Origin of the sequence: Microcoleus sp. PH2017_05_CCC_O_A (assembly GCF_020738785.1) — a bacterium.
Lineage (GTDB): Bacteria > Cyanobacteriota > Cyanobacteriia > Cyanobacteriales > Microcoleaceae > Microcoleus.
In genome coordinates this window covers 38,290-55,510 of record NZ_JAEQCB010000013.1, presented here as the reverse complement: position 1 = coordinate 55,510, position 17,221 = coordinate 38,290, and the positions used below count along the sequence as shown (strand labels likewise).

15 protein-coding genes are annotated in these 17,221 nt (G+C 45.0%); 7 read left to right on the top strand and 8 right to left on the bottom strand.

Going from position 1 to position 17,221, the window contains the following annotated elements; genetic code table 11:
- Nucleotides 1–108: 108 nt before the first annotated feature.
- A complete protein-coding gene (locus JGK20_RS04470; protein WP_293175382.1) occupies nucleotides 109–678 on the bottom strand; it encodes a TerD family protein in 570 nt (189 codons plus the stop codon).
- A 126-nt stretch (nucleotides 679–804) separates the two neighbouring features.
- The gene (locus JGK20_RS04465; protein WP_293189485.1) at nucleotides 805–1,365 is read right to left on the bottom strand and encodes an AAA family ATPase; all 561 of its coding nucleotides are present in this window, start codon (nucleotides 1,363–1,365) and stop codon (nucleotides 805–807) included.
- A 188-nt stretch (nucleotides 1,366–1,553) separates the two neighbouring features.
- On the opposite strand from JGK20_RS04465, the gene JGK20_RS04460 reads away from it, so the two are divergent.
- Entirely contained in the window at nucleotides 1,554–2,240 is a 687-nt protein-coding gene (locus JGK20_RS04460) for a PEP-CTERM sorting domain-containing protein (protein ID WP_293175386.1), read from the top strand.
- Between the two features lie 118 nt (nucleotides 2,241–2,358).
- On the opposite strand, the gene def is transcribed toward JGK20_RS04460, so the two are convergent.
- Both def and JGK20_RS04450 read right to left on the bottom strand, forming a co-directional pair.
- On the bottom strand, nucleotides 2,359–2,892 hold the full coding sequence (def, locus tag JGK20_RS04455; protein ID WP_293229497.1) for a peptide deformylase: 534 nt from the start codon (nucleotides 2,890–2,892) through the stop codon (nucleotides 2,359–2,361).
- Nucleotides 2,893–2,993: 101 nt separating this feature from the next.
- On the bottom strand, nucleotides 2,994–4,238 hold the full coding sequence (locus JGK20_RS04450) for an HhoA/HhoB/HtrA family serine endopeptidase (RefSeq protein ID WP_293229494.1): 1,245 nt from the start codon (nucleotides 4,236–4,238) through the stop codon (nucleotides 2,994–2,996).
- 1,038 nt (nucleotides 4,239–5,276) lie between these two features.
- Between JGK20_RS04450 and dnaA the strand changes: the two genes are divergently transcribed.
- Nucleotides 5,277–6,647, top strand: a complete 1,371-nt coding sequence (gene dnaA / locus JGK20_RS04445) for a chromosomal replication initiator protein DnaA (RefSeq protein WP_293175392.1) — start codon at nucleotides 5,277–5,279, stop codon at nucleotides 6,645–6,647.
- 324 nt (nucleotides 6,648–6,971) lie between these two features.
- Here dnaA and JGK20_RS04440 read toward each other — a convergent pair whose 3' ends face one another.
- Nucleotides 6,972–7,697 carry a glutamine amidotransferase gene (locus JGK20_RS04440; protein WP_293229492.1) on the bottom strand — a complete coding sequence of 242 codons (726 nt, stop codon included), beginning with the start codon at nucleotides 7,695–7,697 and terminating at the stop codon, nucleotides 6,972–6,974.
- A 2-nt stretch (nucleotides 7,698–7,699) separates the two neighbouring features.
- Entirely contained in the window at nucleotides 7,700–8,650 is a 951-nt protein-coding gene (locus JGK20_RS04435; protein WP_293175396.1) for a diiron oxygenase, read from the bottom strand.
- A gap of 519 nt (nucleotides 8,651–9,169) precedes the next feature.
- On the opposite strand from JGK20_RS04435, the gene JGK20_RS04430 reads away from it, so the two are divergent.
- Nucleotides 9,170–9,379: a hypothetical protein gene (locus JGK20_RS04430; RefSeq protein ID WP_293175398.1), complete on the top strand. Its 210-nt coding sequence runs from the start codon at nucleotides 9,170–9,172 to the stop codon at nucleotides 9,377–9,379.
- A 227-nt stretch (nucleotides 9,380–9,606) separates the two neighbouring features.
- Here JGK20_RS04430 and JGK20_RS04425 read toward each other — a convergent pair whose 3' ends face one another.
- A complete protein-coding gene (locus JGK20_RS04425; protein WP_293175400.1) occupies nucleotides 9,607–9,897 on the bottom strand; it encodes a hypothetical protein in 291 nt (96 codons plus the stop codon).
- 217 nt (nucleotides 9,898–10,114) lie between these two features.
- On the opposite strand from JGK20_RS04425, the gene dnaN reads away from it, so the two are divergent.
- Nucleotides 10,115–11,254, top strand: a complete 1,140-nt coding sequence (gene dnaN, locus JGK20_RS04420) for a DNA polymerase III subunit beta (RefSeq protein WP_293175402.1) — start codon at nucleotides 10,115–10,117, stop codon at nucleotides 11,252–11,254.
- A 177-nt stretch (nucleotides 11,255–11,431) separates the two neighbouring features.
- On the opposite strand, the gene JGK20_RS04415 is transcribed toward dnaN, so the two are convergent.
- A complete protein-coding gene (locus tag JGK20_RS04415) occupies nucleotides 11,432–12,892 on the bottom strand; it encodes an ATP-binding protein (RefSeq protein ID WP_293189490.1) in 1,461 nt (486 codons plus the stop codon).
- Between the two features lie 562 nt (nucleotides 12,893–13,454).
- On the opposite strand from JGK20_RS04415, the gene JGK20_RS04410 reads away from it, so the two are divergent.
- The 3 genes from JGK20_RS04410 (at nucleotide 13,455) to JGK20_RS04400 (ending at nucleotide 17,104) form a co-directional block, all read left to right on the top strand.
- Nucleotides 13,455–14,531 carry a permease gene (locus JGK20_RS04410; RefSeq protein WP_293229490.1) on the top strand — a complete coding sequence of 359 codons (1,077 nt, stop codon included), beginning with the start codon at nucleotides 13,455–13,457 and terminating at the stop codon, nucleotides 14,529–14,531.
- Nucleotides 14,532–14,667: 136 nt separating this feature from the next.
- Nucleotides 14,668–15,456, top strand: coding sequence for a TIGR03943 family protein (locus tag JGK20_RS04405; protein WP_293175408.1), 789 nt, complete (start codon nucleotides 14,668–14,670; stop codon nucleotides 15,454–15,456).
- A gap of 265 nt (nucleotides 15,457–15,721) precedes the next feature.
- Entirely contained in the window at nucleotides 15,722–17,104 is a 1,383-nt protein-coding gene (locus JGK20_RS04400) for an oligosaccharide flippase family protein (RefSeq protein ID WP_293189492.1), read from the top strand.
- Nucleotides 17,105–17,221 lie beyond the last annotated feature (117 nt).

The window sequence follows — 17,221 nt, the reverse complement described above, 5'->3', positions numbered from 1 at the left end:
GGTTGAAGAACGGGCGATTGAAATTACCTGACTTTCTTCAGTCCGCCTCTGGGGACTTTGTTTTTTTAGACGAGGTTTCAATCCTACGTCTTCTCTATTTCCTTCTGATCAGGCGTACTTATCTACAAAGCTTTGCAAGCCGGAATTATAGCCTTGTCCGACAGCTTGGAACCTCCACTCGCCATCTTTCTTGTAAAGTCTGCCAAACTCCACCGCAGTCTCCCGAGAAAAATCCTCGTCCAAATCGTATTTCGTTACTTCTGTATTAGTAGTGGTGTCGTAAATCCTGATAAAAGCATTCCGCACTTGACCAAAATTTTGTCTTCTCGATTCCGCTTCGTGGATTGTCACGACAAACACAATCTCTTCTACCGCTGGATCGACTTTGGTTAAATCAACTGTAACGGTTTCATCGTCGCCAACTCCTTCTCCGGTTCTGCTATCTCCCAGATGTTTTACAGAAGAATCCGGCGACTCGTTGTTATTGTAGAAAACAAAGTATTTTTCGCTAGGAATTTTACCAGCAGCGCCCAGCATAAACACGGAAGCGTCTAAGTCAAATGCCCCTCCGGTGTCTGTAGCGTTGATATCCCATCCCAAACCGATCCCGGCATTTTTCAGCCCCGGTGCTTCTTTAGAAAGATTGATTCTTCCGCCTTTTTCCAAGTTAATTGACATTTGCTCTCCTGTTCGCGACATCACTGATGTTATTTAACAATTATACGACAAATTTTAAATGTCAAGGATCATATGTCTTCTCTTTAAACGATTGATTTAGGAGCGCGCATTCGGCACATAGCGATGTCAACTCACTGATTCATCTTGTAAATGTGCCAAAATCCGATCGACCGTTTCTGAAACCGTTAGATGGGTTGAATCCAGCCAATAACCGAGATGAGGGGTTTCGGTGCGGAGGATGCGATCGAATTCATAAACCATGGTTTCGTTGGCATATCCGGTCTTCAATCGTGCTGCATCCCTTGCCGCTACAACCTCTGCCGAGGGACACAGAACGATCGCACACAACGGCACATCATGAAACGAGGCAACTATCTCAGCAAGTGCCGAACCAATGATAATGTCTTGATAGACAACGGTAAAGCCAGCCTGGAGATATTGTCGCGCTGCCATTGCTGCCAGGTGATAGCGCAATTGAAGTTGCTGATATGCCTCTGCTGACAAATTTAACGTCATTTGGGCCTGCCCATTCACGATCGCGCGACGAAAGATATCCCCGCGCAGGTGAACGCTTTTGGGCAACCTTTCGGCAAGTGATTGGGCAACTGTTGATTTTCCAGCAGCCATATTTCCGGTAATTAAAATAATTTGTGGCTGATGATTTTCAGGTTGTTGATTGCTGTTCATAATGTTAAAAATTATACCACCAACTTTTAATATCAATAACAACTATACAAGAAAATGAGTGATAAAAATATTTTAAAACGTAAACGTTTGTGAATATTGTAGATACTTGCTTGCCATTATTTATTATGAGGGATATTCTAGTTACATCGATTAGAGAGCGAGTTGATTAGGGACTTCATTGAAAAGTTATGACCAATAATACTCGAAACATACTGGCAGTTTTAGCAGGGACAGCGATCTGCTACGGAGCAATTTCAATAGCCGATATGCCGATCGCCCGCTCGGCAGTTCTCACGTATAATTTGAAGGCGCCCGGATTTGCCAGCGGTTTGGTTAAGTTTAGCAACTCTGGGATTGCAGGAATAGGCATAGAAGAAGCTACAGTTTCTGAAGGGAGATTAAATACTGTATTTGTTGCCGGATTAGCTGGACCAAGTTCGCCAGAATATCGATTGCCACGCAGAGAATATTATGATTTAGCAGGAGCAATAGCTTTATTTTTTGAAGGGGAATTTCGCGGCATAAAAGCTAGGGGTTCAGACAGATTAACCGAAGTAGTTGACATTCCAGACACAGGATTTGGAGAGTATTACACGAGATACGAGTCAGGAGCAGCCTGGTCTTTGGATACCAATGGATTATCTAATCCCGGTCGGTGGATATCTGGATTTGAGGGATATACTGAAACTTATATCTACGCTCGCACTCATTTTCTTGGTGTTGAGCGATCGCCCTATCGCTCTGGTAACACTATGTTGTATGAACTGGCAGACACGGCAGCCGAACCAGTTCCCGAACCAATGACTGTTGCGGGAACTGCTTTAGCATTGGTTGGTTTTGCGGGTTTCAAGCAAACAAAAAAGATGGCATCTTGAGGATGCAATCGCCGTACTTATGTAATCTCAAAATCTCGAATTTACTACTTTGTATAGGTTGCACGAACAGTCTGCTCACCAGTACAATGAGTAACAATCGGCTAACAGTATTGCACAGCTAAAGTAATTTAACAAATTGCTTTTGGTACTCATCCTCTGTCATCAGTTCTGTCGTGCTTTCCACCCTGTCTAAAAACACGATCCCATCTAAATGGTCGTATTCGTGCTGAAAAATCCGAGCCACAAAGTCTGTCAATTCTTGTCTGTGGAGTTTCCCGTCTCTACAAGTGTATTCAATTTCGATCGCCCTACTTCTCGGCACCAATCCCCGAATCCCCGGAATACTCAAACAGCCTTCCCAGTCTTTGGCTGTATCTGTTGATGCAGCGACAATCCGGGGATTAATCATCGCTGTCGGTTCCATGTGCGGTGCTTGGGGATACCGCAGGTTGGGGCGGGATGCGACGATGAACAGCCGATCGCACATCGCAGCTTGAGGGGCGGCAATTCCCACTCCGTGCGCGTGTTGGACGGTAGAAATTAGGTTGTCGATTAGCTGTTGAATGCGATCGTCCTTCACATTCTCGACAACTTGCGACGGTTGGCGCAGTACCGGATTTCCTAATTGTGAAATTTGCAAGATTTCTGGCATAGTTATTGGTTAGTTGTTATTTGTTATTGGTTATTTGTTATTTGTTATTTGGTTATTGTTAAATAACTACTGCCAACTGCCAACTGCCAACTGACAACTGATTATCGAACTTGTTGAACGGGCAAACTCCCCGGTTTCACACTCAAATTAACTATTTGCCCGTTGCGGTTGATTTCCATTTGCAAATTGCCGCCAACCTTCGCATTTTGCACGAAGTCCTGAACAGCTTCCGACTGAATAATCGGCTGATTATTAATCTTTTGAATCACATCTCCAGCCCGCAAACCTGCGGCGGCTGCGGGAGAATTAGGAACAACACTCACAATCGCCACACCCCGATCGACTGCAACTCGCAAATTGCTGTTAGCATTGCCGTTAATTTGCTGCTTCACCTCCGGAGTCAGCGTCGCCATTTCAATACCCAGATAAGCGTGTTCGACTTTCCCCGTCGAAATCAGTTCCTGCGCCACCTCTTGCGCCGCCTGAATCGGAATCGCAAACCCCAATCCTTGAGCACCTTGAATAATCGCCGTATTCATCCCGATCACTTCACCCGAAGCATTCAGCAGCGGGCCGCCGGAATTTCCCGGATTGATTGCAGCGTCTGTTTGAATAAAACCAATGCGCTTGTCGGGTACGCCCACCTCGGTACTCGATCGCCCTGTAGCGCTAATAATCCCCGCTGTCACCGAATTGTCCAAACCCAAAGGATTGCCGATCGCGATCGCCCATTCCCCAGACAGCAGCTTATCAGAATTGCCGATCGTCACCACAGGCACATCATTCGCCTCAATCTTCACCACAGCAACATCCGTCACCTTATCCGCCCCCAACACCCGCCCCTGATAGCTGCGGCCGTCCTTGAGAGTGACATTTACCGTATCCGCGCCCTCCACAACGTGAGCGTTAGTGAGAATCACGCCGTCAGTCCCGATCGCAAAACCCGAACCAGTACCCCGTTCGATTCCGCCCCTGCCGCCCGAATTTGGTTGTCCACCAAAAAAATCCTCCGGCGAAACCCCTCTATTTCCTGGTTTCACCTTGCGCGAAGCATCGATCCGCACCACAGCCGGCCCCACTTTTGCCACCGCAGCCACAATAAAATTCACATTAGCCGCATCCCCCGACAAGGGAACAGGCGGCAAGACTTTGCTAGCTTGAGGCTTAGTATTAGCAGGCGGCACTTCCAATCTCGGTTGCAGGGTTCTTTGTCCCCCATCCCCCGAATTTGCACGCAATTGAGAAACCGACAGCCGATCGCCCAACATGGCGGCTCCTGCTCCCGTTACCAGCAGCAATATATAAATTGCCGGTTGCTTCCAAAATTTGCCAGTAGAACTCTTCATCGCTACGTTTTAAGGCTTTCGGGCCAAATTTAAATACTTGCCTAGCAGCTCTTTGATACCTGCTATATCCGCAGAGCCACAAACAAAATTTTTGGGCGATCGGCAGACTCCCTTAAACTCTAGCATTGACCGAAAGTAATTTGGTCAGCCGATTGTAGATTTTAGCTAAGGTTAATATTTCAGACAACTTGTTGATCTACACTCATGTTTCAAATTTTTTCTCATTTTTTTTCGTCTCCCGGCTCTACTTGGGGACATAAATCGATCGGCTCTACCTCCCGTGAATCAGACACAAGCGAGGAAGAGCCTGGGAAATAAGGGCTATTTGTGTTTTTTGTTCAGGGTTTTAGGCAGTTGCCAAAATACATAGGTTTGTCTAGGTTTTCTCAGAATTTGACGAAAACCAACAATAATTGTGATAAACTGGGGAAACGCTTGATTAGTGCGGGTTGCTAAAGCTTACTGGGTATGAAAACCACAGAAAAACACTTGGCTCAAACTGATCGTCAAAAAACCAAATATTTCAAGTCCTCTGCTAATCAAGGCAGTCTCTAACTGGGAAGAGTAGGCCAACCTGAGCAAAAAGGCAAGCATATAGCACTTGCTCTAGGCAAAACATAGACCGCTAAGTTTGATTTACAGATTTCTGTAGGTTTTTAGAAGCGGCATATAAACTCCTTGGTCTGTACAAAGACCATAAAAATGGGAAATTGACGAGCGTTTTTGGTGGCAGCCAGTCGCTCTGAAAAAAACAAGCGATCGAAAGCGTCTCTAGTAACAGCTAGGGGCGCTTGTTTGCTTGTTAAGGTGAGTCTAACACTGCTTTAGCGTGTATATAATTGTTACGGAAAATATTTTGGGCAATTGTTTTACTCCACTATCAACGAGGCAGAGCCTCTAGATATGGGTTCCCAAACAGATCCCAAGCCGACACCATGTCGCTCGATCGATCGACATTCAAAATCGCCACTTCGATTAAACTGAGTTCTGTGAGAATACAAATTGAATCTCTTGAATGCCGATCGGCAAAGGTAAGCAGTGGACATTACGCTCGAAAGTCTGTGGAATCAGATACTTGAACGTCTCCAGGTACAACTGAGCAGGCCTAGCTTTGAGACGTGGATCAAAACGGCCAGAGCCGAACAACTCGAAAATAACTGTTTGATCGTCAGCGCCCCCAACCCCTTTGCTCGCAATTGGTTGCAAAAATACTACGTCAAAACGATCGCCGACGCAGTTGAAGAAATTCTCGGCTATCCCGTAGAAATTTACTTGACAATTGCCGGGGGAAATGAAACAGGTGGTAGCAACGACTCCGCCATGATTTGGCCATCCCCGATCGCCGATAGCCCCGAAAGCCACTCCCTACACCCGCCGAAACCTGCCCATTTAAACCCCAAATACGTATTTTCCCGCTTTGTCGTCGGTTCCAACAACCGCATGGCCCACGCAGCAGCCCTCGCAGTAGCCGAGTCTCCGGGCCGAGAATTCAATCCCCTATTTTTGTGCGGCGGCGTTGGTTTGGGCAAAACTCATCTCATGCAGGCGATCGGTCATTATCGCTTAGAAATTGACCCCAGCGCCAAAGTTTTTTACGTTTCAACTGAAAAATTCACTAACGATTTAATCGCTGCCATTCGCAAAGATAGTATGCAAACTTTCCGCGATCACTATCGCGCAGCCGATGTTTTATTAATAGATGACATCCAATTTATCGAAGGCAAAGAATACACCCAAGAAGAATTTTTTCACACTTTTAATACATTGCACGAAGCCGGAAATCAGGTAGTTTTAGCTTCCGATCGCCCGCCGCAGCAGATTCCCCGCCTGCAAGAGCGCTTGTGTTCCAGATTTTCGATGGGATTAATTGCCGATATTCAATTGCCAGACTTGGAAACACGCATGGCAATTTTGCAGAAAAAAGCCGAGTATGAAAACATGAGGCTGCCGCGAGATGTCATAGAATACATTGCTTCTAGTTACACTTCCAACGTTCGGGAATTAGAAGGTGCTTTAATTCGAGCCGTAGCATATCTTTCTATTACCGGTTTGCCGATGACTGTGGAGAATATCACCCCGATTTTGAACCCGCAAACTGAAACCGTAGAGGCGACACCCGATGCAGTCATTGCAGTTGTGGCTGAGGTGTTTGATGTTTCTGTGGAAGACTTGAAGGGTGTTTCCCGCAGGCGAGAAATTAGCTTTGCCCGTCAAATCGGGATGTATTTAATTCGGCAGCATACCGATTTGAGTTTGCCGAAGGTTGGCGAAGTTTTCGGCGGCAAGGATCACACGACAGTGCTTTATAGTTGCGACAAAATTGCTCAGTTGCGGAATACCGATCCGACTTTAGCCCAAACTTTGCGTCAATTGAGCGATCGAATTAACGCTGTCAGCCGCAAAAGTTAAGAAGAAGAAAGAAGGAAGCCATGACAGGGATTCGGACGGGTGCATCTCAATGAGTGCAAATATATTCGTAGGGGCGAAGCATTTCGGTAGTCAATCTCTGGTTCTCACTAATAAATTGTCTACCGAAATGCTTCGCCCTTGTAATATCATGCGTGAAAAAATGTTGCAACAATAAAATTGTTGGGCGATGTGAAACGGAGGGTTGTTTCGTTCACCCAATGTGTAAGGTGCGTCGCCCCACCGATTTTCACTCTTTTTTAGAGATTGTTTAGGGCGACACACCCTACATATACTCTCAAACTGTCAACTGTCAACTGTCAACTGTCAACTGTTGAAAGCCTGCGGTAAAGACGCTAACCAATCTTCCCAGAACTTCGCTGCTTGAGCTGATAAATGTCCAGCATAACGAATTGTATCCTCTCGAAGTTTAGCGACTGTGATATCAGGCGTTGCTCCAATTTCACACGCATGACCAATGAACCACCGTTCTAATCCTTGAGCTGTGACTTCTGGATGAAACTGCAACGCCAATCCTCCTTTTTTCCATGAAAAAGCTTGGTTTTGATAAATCGCACTAGCCGCTAAATGAGTGCTATCAGTAGGCAGATCGAAGGTATCTCCATGCCAATGAAGAACGGCTGTTTTATCTCCTGCTAAGTGAGCAAGTGGTGTTTGCTGACCTGCTAGACTCAGGTTTAGAGGAGACCATCCAATCTCTTTTTGCAATCCAGGATAAACTTTCGCTCCTAAAGCACGAGCCATCAACTGTGCCCCCAAACAAATCCCTAGCGTAGGCAAATCGTTAGCAAGACGATATTCTAATAGACGTAACTCATCAATTAGAAACGGATAATCCTGCTCATCGTAAGCTCCAATTGGGCCTCCAAGAATTATCAGCAGACTTGTGTTGCGATCGATCTGAGTCAAATCATCCGATCCAGCTTCTAAATATCTGACTGTGTAGTTTTGCTGATTCAATGCTTCAGCTAAACTTCCCAGATCCTCAAAGGCAATATGTCTAATGACAGTGGCGTGTTTCAAAGTAGTCACCCTTAAATCAATTCGTAATCTGCGAAAACTTGCTCAATTGTACGATCGTCCAACACTCCAGCGGCTGCAAACATTTTTAAGGTTGGATTGGCAGCTTGTCGAACAAATTTAGCAATTTGGCTGGGTACGTAAACCTCTTCTAGAATTCCTTCCGAATCCTTTGCATTAAAGCCTAAGCGCCTCAGAATACTGTATTCGAGTTGGCGATCGGGGCCCAGAAATGCCCATACCAGTTGTGGCAGTAATTGTCCCATTTCCTCTTGCTCATAGGATCCAAGGCTTTGCCAAAGGATGGGGAACAAGCCACGAAAATAAACGCTGTGCAACGCTTCGTCAGCCGCATGATCGCCGATAACCGCACGGACAATAGGAGAGACTTGAGGATCGTGGGGAACATTGTTAAGAACCTTTGTCACCAGAGTTTCTGAGATTGTGACAAAAAACAGTTGAATGAGATGGGGCGACAGCCGAGTTTGATGTTCAGCAATAATTTTCTCGATGATGCGATCGAAGTGTGGACGACCAATAACCGATCGATCGAGTCCGAATGCCTCCTCCACCTGAGTTGAAAATAATTCAACAAAGAGAGCGTGTCCTCCTTCATCGCAATAAATTCGCAGAGCATCATTGCGCTGAAGCGTGCTTAAAAAAATGGGTGCATTTCCTTGAGCCAGACTGCTGCAAACAGGATTGACATGACTCAATTCCAACAAAGTTGTGAATTGTAAATGAGCAAGGAGTCGATAAGCTAGAACCGTTACCCGATGAGTTGAATCTGACGCAATGGCAGGATGATCGGCTAACGGGACGAGATCTGGAGAAAAGGGTAAACCTTCAATGTTACCTTCCCGAAGAGGTTTGTTCCGTATCCAACTTGATTCATTCCATCGGCCCAAAGGGCTTTTGTAGTTTTCCTGAAAGATAGATGCACCTAGCTTGTTCACTGTCATCATGAAAAAGTTCCTTGACATTAAGGGAAACAACGTTACAGGCAATAAATATTTACAATTCCTAATCAACTCCGTTTCATTAGTAACAAACATTTACTACTATATATGATGTGGCGTCATTGGAGCTAACTAATGCTCCAATTAAAGATATTTTGAGTGTACCATTGCTGGAATATTTCGTCTTGTATGATTTCTAACGAAAAAGGATACTAAAAATCTAGCGATACCAATCCTAGTATCAACACAACGCCCAAATATATGGTGCTTTGTATGGGCAAACCCTCTAGTGGTTACTATCCATAGGATGCTTACCCTTAGTCCTAAAAGTTTCGTTGAAAGTTCGAGAACGAGACTCGATCGCTACGTATAGCCTTTCTCAAAAAGATGAGGTATAACTGACAGCTTACATAACCGTTTAAACCAAGAGGGCCCAAGCCCAACAACGTCCGCGAATCTTTCTGATAACCGCTGTATTTACGAGAGTTGTTTCCAGAGTGGAGTTGGCAACTCCCTGGTGGTGGTATGCAGTTTTGGATTAAGCTTCCACCTAATCAGCCCGCAGACGAGATTGTGGATCTCGCAGCAGAACGAGGAGTGGGTTTGTGGTCAGGGGCAGCTTACTTTGAGCCTGATGCAAAAGAGGCAAATTATTATTTGGTACTTGGATATGGTGCAGTTACAGAATCTGATATTCATCAAGCATTCAATATACTTAAGGGTTTGAGGCTTTGACGGTAAACAATGATGTCCTCACTAGAATTAGCTGGATGCTTAAGTAGGGAGGCGACTTTTTTGTTAAACGGATTCTATGATATCGAGGTTTGGCGACTGTAATATCAGGCGTTGCTTCAATTTCAAATATATCTCGGCTGAATAAGCTGTTTCGCGTCTAAATTGTATTTTTCGGGCGGGCTTTCTGGCCCACCCCACAGAACTTTTTTTAAACTTGACTATACAATTTAAATGCACTTCAGCTTGTCTTGCTCGAATGTAACGATCGCCAATTGTAGGAAAACGGTACACCGTCGTGTCCTGACTGTGGGTAATCTCAAATCCGGTGGCATCGGATTTGAGATTAGCTGTGGAAAAACCTGTGGACAAATCACCGTAAGTTTGTGGAAAATATCACGGATGCTTTTAACCTGGACATTCTTCGATATCATCGACACCCTAAAGATCCTTAACTCTCTGGCTGAAAAAAGTTTTTGAGGATCGAGGGGCGGGCGATCGACTTTTTCCAGCTTTTCCACAAGTTTTCCACAGGCAAAAAGCAACTACAAGCCTTTTCAGACAAGCATTTAATTTTGTTTTCCACAGTTTACACAGAGCGAACCCCAGAAAAATAATTCAACAAATTAAAAATGAATCTGGTGCTGTGTGCACACCTACACACAGAAAAACCGAGCCACCGACTTTCTGTGATACGATTTGTTTCTATCTCAAATCCGGTTAATTAACCTTCATCTCATGAAATTGGTTTGCACCCAAAGTGACCTCAACGCCAACCTCTCGTTGGTAAGTCGGGCCGTTCCCTCCCGCCCGACACATCCCGTACTAGCCAACGTGCTCTTAGTAGCGGATGAGGAAAATCAGCGGGTTAGCTTAACAGCTTTCGATCTCAGTTTGGGTATTCGCACCAGCTTTGCAGCAGAAGTGACTGGCGGCGGTAGTTTTACCATACCCGCGAAATTGCTCAACGATATAGTTTCCAGACTCCCAAATGGAGAGATTACTTTAGAAGACGAAGCCGGAGATACCGTCGCTTGTCTCACTTGCAGTTCTGGCAGCTATCAAGTCAGAGGCATGGGCCCCGAAGAATTCCCAGAATTGCCGGCAATCGAAGCAGGAACAATCCTGAAATTGCCGCCCGAAGCCTTGATAGAAGGACTCAAAGGAACTTTATTTGCTACTAGCCCCGACGAAGCAAAACAGGTACTGGCAGGCGTGCATTTAAAGGTACTGAAAGATTGCCTAGAATTTGCAGCTACAGACGGCCACAGATTGGCAGTAGTTCAAACTGCCAACGAAAAAGCAGAAGGTGAAGAAACCGAAGAAGAATTTGAGGTGACTGTACCCGCTAAAGCATTGCGGGAAGTAGAAAGAATGCTGGTGATGCGACAGTGGACTGAACCAGTCACCCTACATTTTGAACACGGTCAAGTAGTGTTTGAATGGGCCGAGCAGCGCCTGACAACCCGCACCTTGGAAGGGCAATATCCCGCCTACCGACAGTTGATTCCGCCCTCTTTTGAGCGGCAAATTACTCTTGAGCGGCGATCGCTCTTAGCCGCAGTCGAAAGAATTGCTGTTTTTGCAGATCAAAAAAATAATATCCTCAAATGTAGCATCGACGAGGAAAATCAGGAAATTACTTTGTCAGTAGACGCCAAAGATGTCGGCTGCGGTAAAGAGTCAATGGCGGCACAGATTTCGGGAGAAAGCATAGATATTGCTTTCAACGTGAAATACTTAGTTGACATTTTGAAAACGGCTCAATCTCCCGAAATTCAACTGCAATTAAACGGTGCTCTTGCCCCTGTAATTTTTCAGCCTTTGGGCGGAGTCAATGCCACATTCTTAGTAATGCCTGTTCAGCTTCGACCTTAATTGCTGGAAGAAGATAGGATCCGGCGGTTGGAAACCGCGTCTACACAAACGATGTCCGCCTCCGCGGACTGAAGAATAAAACGTAATTTTAACAACTCGTTCTTCAACCCGCGGAGGCGGGTTTTGGTTGTATAGACGCGGTTTCAACCGCCGGGTATTCTTCATCCTCAACTGCCTTCAAATTAATGGCAACAATATCTCAAATTCCGTACCAGTACCGGGCGTTGAATGCAAGTTCAACTTACCTTTATGCTTCTCCGTAACAATTTGATGAGTAATTGCCAAACCCAAACCAGTACCTTTCCCCGCTGGTTTAGTAGTGAAAAATGTCTCAAAAATCCGCCGCTGAATTTCGGGCGCAATTCCCGGCCCGTTATCGGCAATTCTGATTGCTATCCAAGCATTATTGGGATTTTTTCCCGCTGCTTCTGGGCTGAAGTCTCCATTTTGGCTGGCGGACGATCGCAATTTTGCATTTTGTCGTAGCTTGCGGGGCGGGACGCCATCGCCCAAAACATAATTTTGCATTAATTCTGAACTTACGCAGTCTCCGTCAGCACTGTTTATTACCTCAGTTTGAATAGTAATCGCAGGTACAAAACCTTTGGTTCCTTTTAGCTCTTCCAAGGCGTCCATCGCATTGCTGACAATATTCATAAATACCTGGCTTAACTGACCAGAATAACACTTCACCAAAGGCAAATTTCCATAGCTTTTAACTACTTTAAACCCGTACTTGAGACGGTTTTTCATAATTAGTAGCGTACTGTCAATACACTCGTGGATATTAGATTCTTTCAAGTGGGTTTCGTCCATGTGAGAGAAGGTGTGCAGGCTGGTGACAAGTTCCGTCAGTCTCTCGGATGAAACCTTCATACTTTTGAGAATTTCCGCCCAATCTTCTTGTAAGAAATCAAATTCTATGTCTTCTTTGAGTTCGTCAATTTGTGCGCTAGGGCCGACAATTTGTTCGTAAGCAGTCAGCAATTGCAAGATGTCTTTTGAGTAGTTTGACAAAAAACCGAGATTTCCGCTGATGCAGGTGACGGGGTTTCTAATTTCGTGGGCAACTCCAGCAACCATCTGCCCCAAACTGGCTAGTTTTTCGGTTTGAATTAGTTGAGATTGAGTTTGCTGTCTCAGTAATTTTGTTGCTAGTTCGTGAATATTAGATTGGGCTACTAGCAGTTCGTGTACGTCTACCAAACTATAATTTTGAGGCGACACTTGAACGACAATTGGTTCATAAAGCAGTTCTTTCGATCGCAGCAGCGACTTCCGGGCTGCATCCACGATTAAAGTATTGCTGGGGAAAATTAAAGTCTCAGTTTGGGCAAAGCGGTACAAAGCCCTCACAGGTCGCTTTAAAAATAATTCTCGCCCAAAAGGACGGCTGAGAAATTCTAAAAATCTCCGCCTGGAAATCATCCCCGCAAATTCACCTCGATCGGTTAAAATGACTCCCGGTAACAGCGGATTGGCTTCTAACATCTGGGAAATTTGCATTCCCAAATCCGTAGCTTCTACGTTAAAAGCGTAAAGCGACAATTCCACGAGAGTAGAATCTAAAGAAAGTTCTCCTAAGTCAGCCTGGGAGAGCGGTTGGACTGGTCTTTCTATGCAGGAGGTATTTAACATAAATTCATCAGCACGCTTTTTTGGGGTTATATTTGCCAACAGATATTTAGCCACCAAAGCTCAGTCGATGAGTAGCTGAGTGCTTTGGCCGACATTCTCCTGGGAAACGGAATTTTAAATTACACAAAAAACTTACGGTGGTAAATGAGATTTTACCACTTCCAGTATTAGGCAAGTTCGAGTATGACCGAGATAGATGCGCCCTGGCAATTATGCCTGACTTTATTTTATATTGGCTTGAGGGGTATTAACGCTTTGTTCGAGTATTTAACTCTTAATTAACCTTGAGTTATAGTCTTAACCTATTGTTAACAATAACCTGAGAGGGCTGAAAAATAATTAATTAAATATGGGAACATAGAGATTGTAGGCGAGCATCTGTAGGGAAACGGCACTGCCGTGTCCTTACCAGAATCTGGAAATTCTAATGATTGCTATAAGATTGAGGACGATCGCAAAAAAGTTTTAACTGAATCTTAACTTAGCGCTGTGAAGAAGGTATGATCTACAGGGGCTCAGCCAAATACGTGTAACGAGATAGCAATTTACCAGTAGGCGATCGATGCAACCAGTCCTAACGAATCAGTTAAACAATGCTTTTACCCTGTTTCTCAGCTTGTTAGTAGAAGCAATACCTTTTCTGCTGCTGGGAGTTTTATTCTCAGGTTTGCTGCTGGGTTTTGTAGACGAACGCAAACTCGTATCCCGCATCCCGCGAAACCCGCTGCTGGCGGCTTTGATGGGTAGTTCGATCGGCTTTTTGTTTCCGGTGTGCGAGTGCGGTAACGTCCCCGTAGCCCGCAGGTTGCTAATGCAGGGAGTTCCCGCACCAGCCGCGATCGGCTTTTTACTCGCGGCCCCCACCATCAATCCCGTGGTAATTTGGGCGACTTGGACGGCATTTCGCGATCAGCCCGAAATTGTAGTTTTGCGGGTAGTCTTTTCTCTCTTGATAGCCACAATTATCGGCTGGGTGTTCAGCGTCCAAACAGATTTGCGACCTCTGTTACACCCTTCTGTAGCCCGCGCGATTCCTCTCCCAAAACCAGAGTTGTCCGAAACAGAACTCGCCCCAGCCGACACTCCGCTACTGTTGCAGTCGGGAACTTTTATGCTAGGTCAGGGCGGTGCAGTGCCGATCGAATCTTTGCTAAAAGACCAGCGGCAGCCCTTAAAAACAGGCAAAACTGACAAAACCTCGAAACGTTCCTCGATGTTCCACCGCGTTTCTAAAGAGCGCCTGCGCCTGCTTTTAGATACTATGGTACAGGAGTTGCGGGAATTGGGAGGAGTGTTGGTTGTCGGAAGTGCGATCGCCGCCATCATTCAAGTTGGCGCACCCCGCGAACTAATTCTCAACCTCGGCCAAGGCCCTGTTTCTTCGATTCTGGCGATGCTGCTATTAGGGGCAGTCGTATCGATTTGTTCTACAGTAGATGCTTTTTTTGCCCTTTCTTTTGCTTCCACATTTACCAGCGGTTCGCTGTTAGCATTTCTCATTTTCGGCCCGATGATTGACCTCAAAGGCATCGGTTTAATGCTATCTATTTTTAAAGGTCGCTCTGTAATTTACTTAATGGTCTTGGCAGCTCAGTTAACATTTTTAATGACCCTCGCTGTCAATTTGTATCTAGGTTAATAAATGAGCCTAGACGGAAAAATAACTAGAGATTCCCAATGACCAATAAACAATGACCAATAACCAATGACTAATGACCAATGACTAATGACCAATGACTAATGACTAATGACCAATGACTAATGACTCTTAAAAAATGAATTTCAAGAAAATTAGCCCCTGGCTGGACGCCCTAGCTATCTTAGCGTGGGGAATATTACTCCTCAAATATTGGATCACCGGGAAATTAAGCATTCTCATTCACCCGAATTACTTTGGGTTGACTGTAGCGGGAGGAATCGGCTTAATGATTATTGGCGGGTTAAAAACTTGGGAACTCTTAAAGGTCGATCGCGCCAAAAAGCAATCCCGGACATCGCCAGCAAATAAATCTCTCAGAAGTACAGAAGTTGAACACATTACTTTATTTCCCCCCAGTATCGGCAGCACCTTAATGTTGAGCGTCGCATTGATCGGTTTAGCAGTAACGCCACGCACATTTACCAGCCAGACAGCACTCGAACGAGGCCTCACCGAATCCCTGCCCATCACCAGACTGCAACCCCAAGAATTTCGCAATACTACAAAACCCGAAAGGCGATCGCTCATCGAATGGGTGCGGCTGTTAAATTTCAATCCCGAACCCGATACATATAGAGGTCAAAAAGTCAAGGTTCAAGGATTTGTGATTCACCCGCCCAAGGTAGCAGAACAATATATGTGGATCGGGCGTTTTATCATTACCTGCTGCGCGGCGGACGCCTATCCGATCGGGTTGCCGGTAAAATTACCGATCGGTCAAAGTCGCACCGCGTTCGCCCCAGACAGTTGGCTAGAAATAGAAGGAGAGACGATCGTAGAAGAACTGCAAGGCAAGCGCAAATTAATTATTCAAGCATCCTCCCTCCGATCGATTCCCGAGCCTAAAAACCCTTATGATTATTAGACAGCCAGCAAGTTGGAGATTAAATTTTACCTTGGCGATCGCGAGATGGGCATCCCGCCAGTGGGCAACTTTAATCTCGCGACTTGAAATCTGTTGTATTTGAGATTGTGGCATGGGCCAGAAGAGCCCGTCCTCCGTAGGACAATTAACATCAAGTAAAGTCAGCTATAAAAGTAGCAGCAACATCCTGTAGCAGTTGCCAACAGGAAATTCAGCAACTAGACTCGTAATTAGAAAATAAGTTCTCCCTATATGTCATCTGAATATGTCATCTGAAAAAAAATTAGCGCTTAAAGGTGCTTTCTGGACGATCGCCAGCTATGGAAGCAGTCAAATTATCCGATTCGGCAGCAACCTAATCCTGACGCGCCTGCTGTTACCAGAACTATTTGGTCTAATGGGTCTAGCCTACGTTTTTATCACAGGTGTCCACCTATTTACAGACATAGGTCTTGGCCCAAGTATCATCCAAAACAAGCGTGGAGAAGAACCAGAATTTCTCAACACCGCTTGGACAATGCAAGTTATTCGCAGTGTTTTTATTTGGTTTTGTTTAATTTTAATCACCTGGCCAGTCGCTACTTTTTATGGAGAACCCCGTCTCCTGTGGTTGATTCCGGTCATAAGTCTAACTACTCTCATAGGAGGATTTAAATCTACTTCCGTATCCATTCTCGAACGCAAAATGACAGTTAAGAACGTAGTAATGTTTGAATTGGCCATACAGGTCATTTCTACTACAGTCATGATTGTTTGGGCATGGTTCGATCGCAGTATCTGGGCTATCCTCGCAGGGGGTTTCGTAGGCTCTGTAGTGGAATTAGTATGGAGCCATTTTTTGATTCGCGGTCATAAAAACCGCTTTGCTTGGGAGCGAGAGGCAGTTAAAGAAATATTTTCGTATGGAAAATGGATATTTTTGTCTACAATTTTATATTTTCTGTGTTCTCAAGCCGATCGCCTAGTTCTCGGAAAAATATTTAGTTTAACAATGTTGGGCATTTACGGCATTGCTTTTACCCTCGGCGATATGCCCCGTCAAGTAATGATAGCCCTCGCAGGTAGGGTAATTTTTCCCTCGATTTCGATGCTAGCAGACTTACCTCGCGAGGAATTGCGCGCCAAAATCCTCAAAAACCGCAACTTGATTCTGATCCCTTTAGCCCTAGGCTTAGCAATTTTTGTGAGCTTTGGAGATCAGATAATTTTAACACTGTACAGGAAAGAGTATATGGCAGCATCTTGGATGATGCCAATCTTGGCTTTAGGTATTTGGCACACGACTATCCACAATTTGATGGGTTCTTGTTTGTTAGCTATCGGAAAATCTCAGTACGCAGCTATGGGCAATCTGGCAACTTTCTTGAGTATCGCTATCGGCATCCCAGTAGGATATCATTTTATGGGTAATTTAGGTGCTGTGATTGCTGTAGCTGTCGGTGACATTCCTACTTATTTAGTAGTTACCTACGGTCTTAGGAAAGAAGGGCTAACTTGTTTTTGGGAGGACATGAAGTTGACAGCAATGTTTTTAGGGACACTAGCAATCATACTTTTGGTGAGAAAGTCTCTGGGTGGCGGACTACCTATCGATAAAATATCACCCGAGGATCTGGTACGAACTCATGACATATTTAAATATAGGTAGATTTTTCATAGGTCTATTTTATTCAGTCCAAGACACACCACAACTTTCAAAAATGAGTTTTTTCTAACCAAAAAGAAGTAGCAGCCATTACTGTTGGTGAAAAAAATAGCTTTCTAA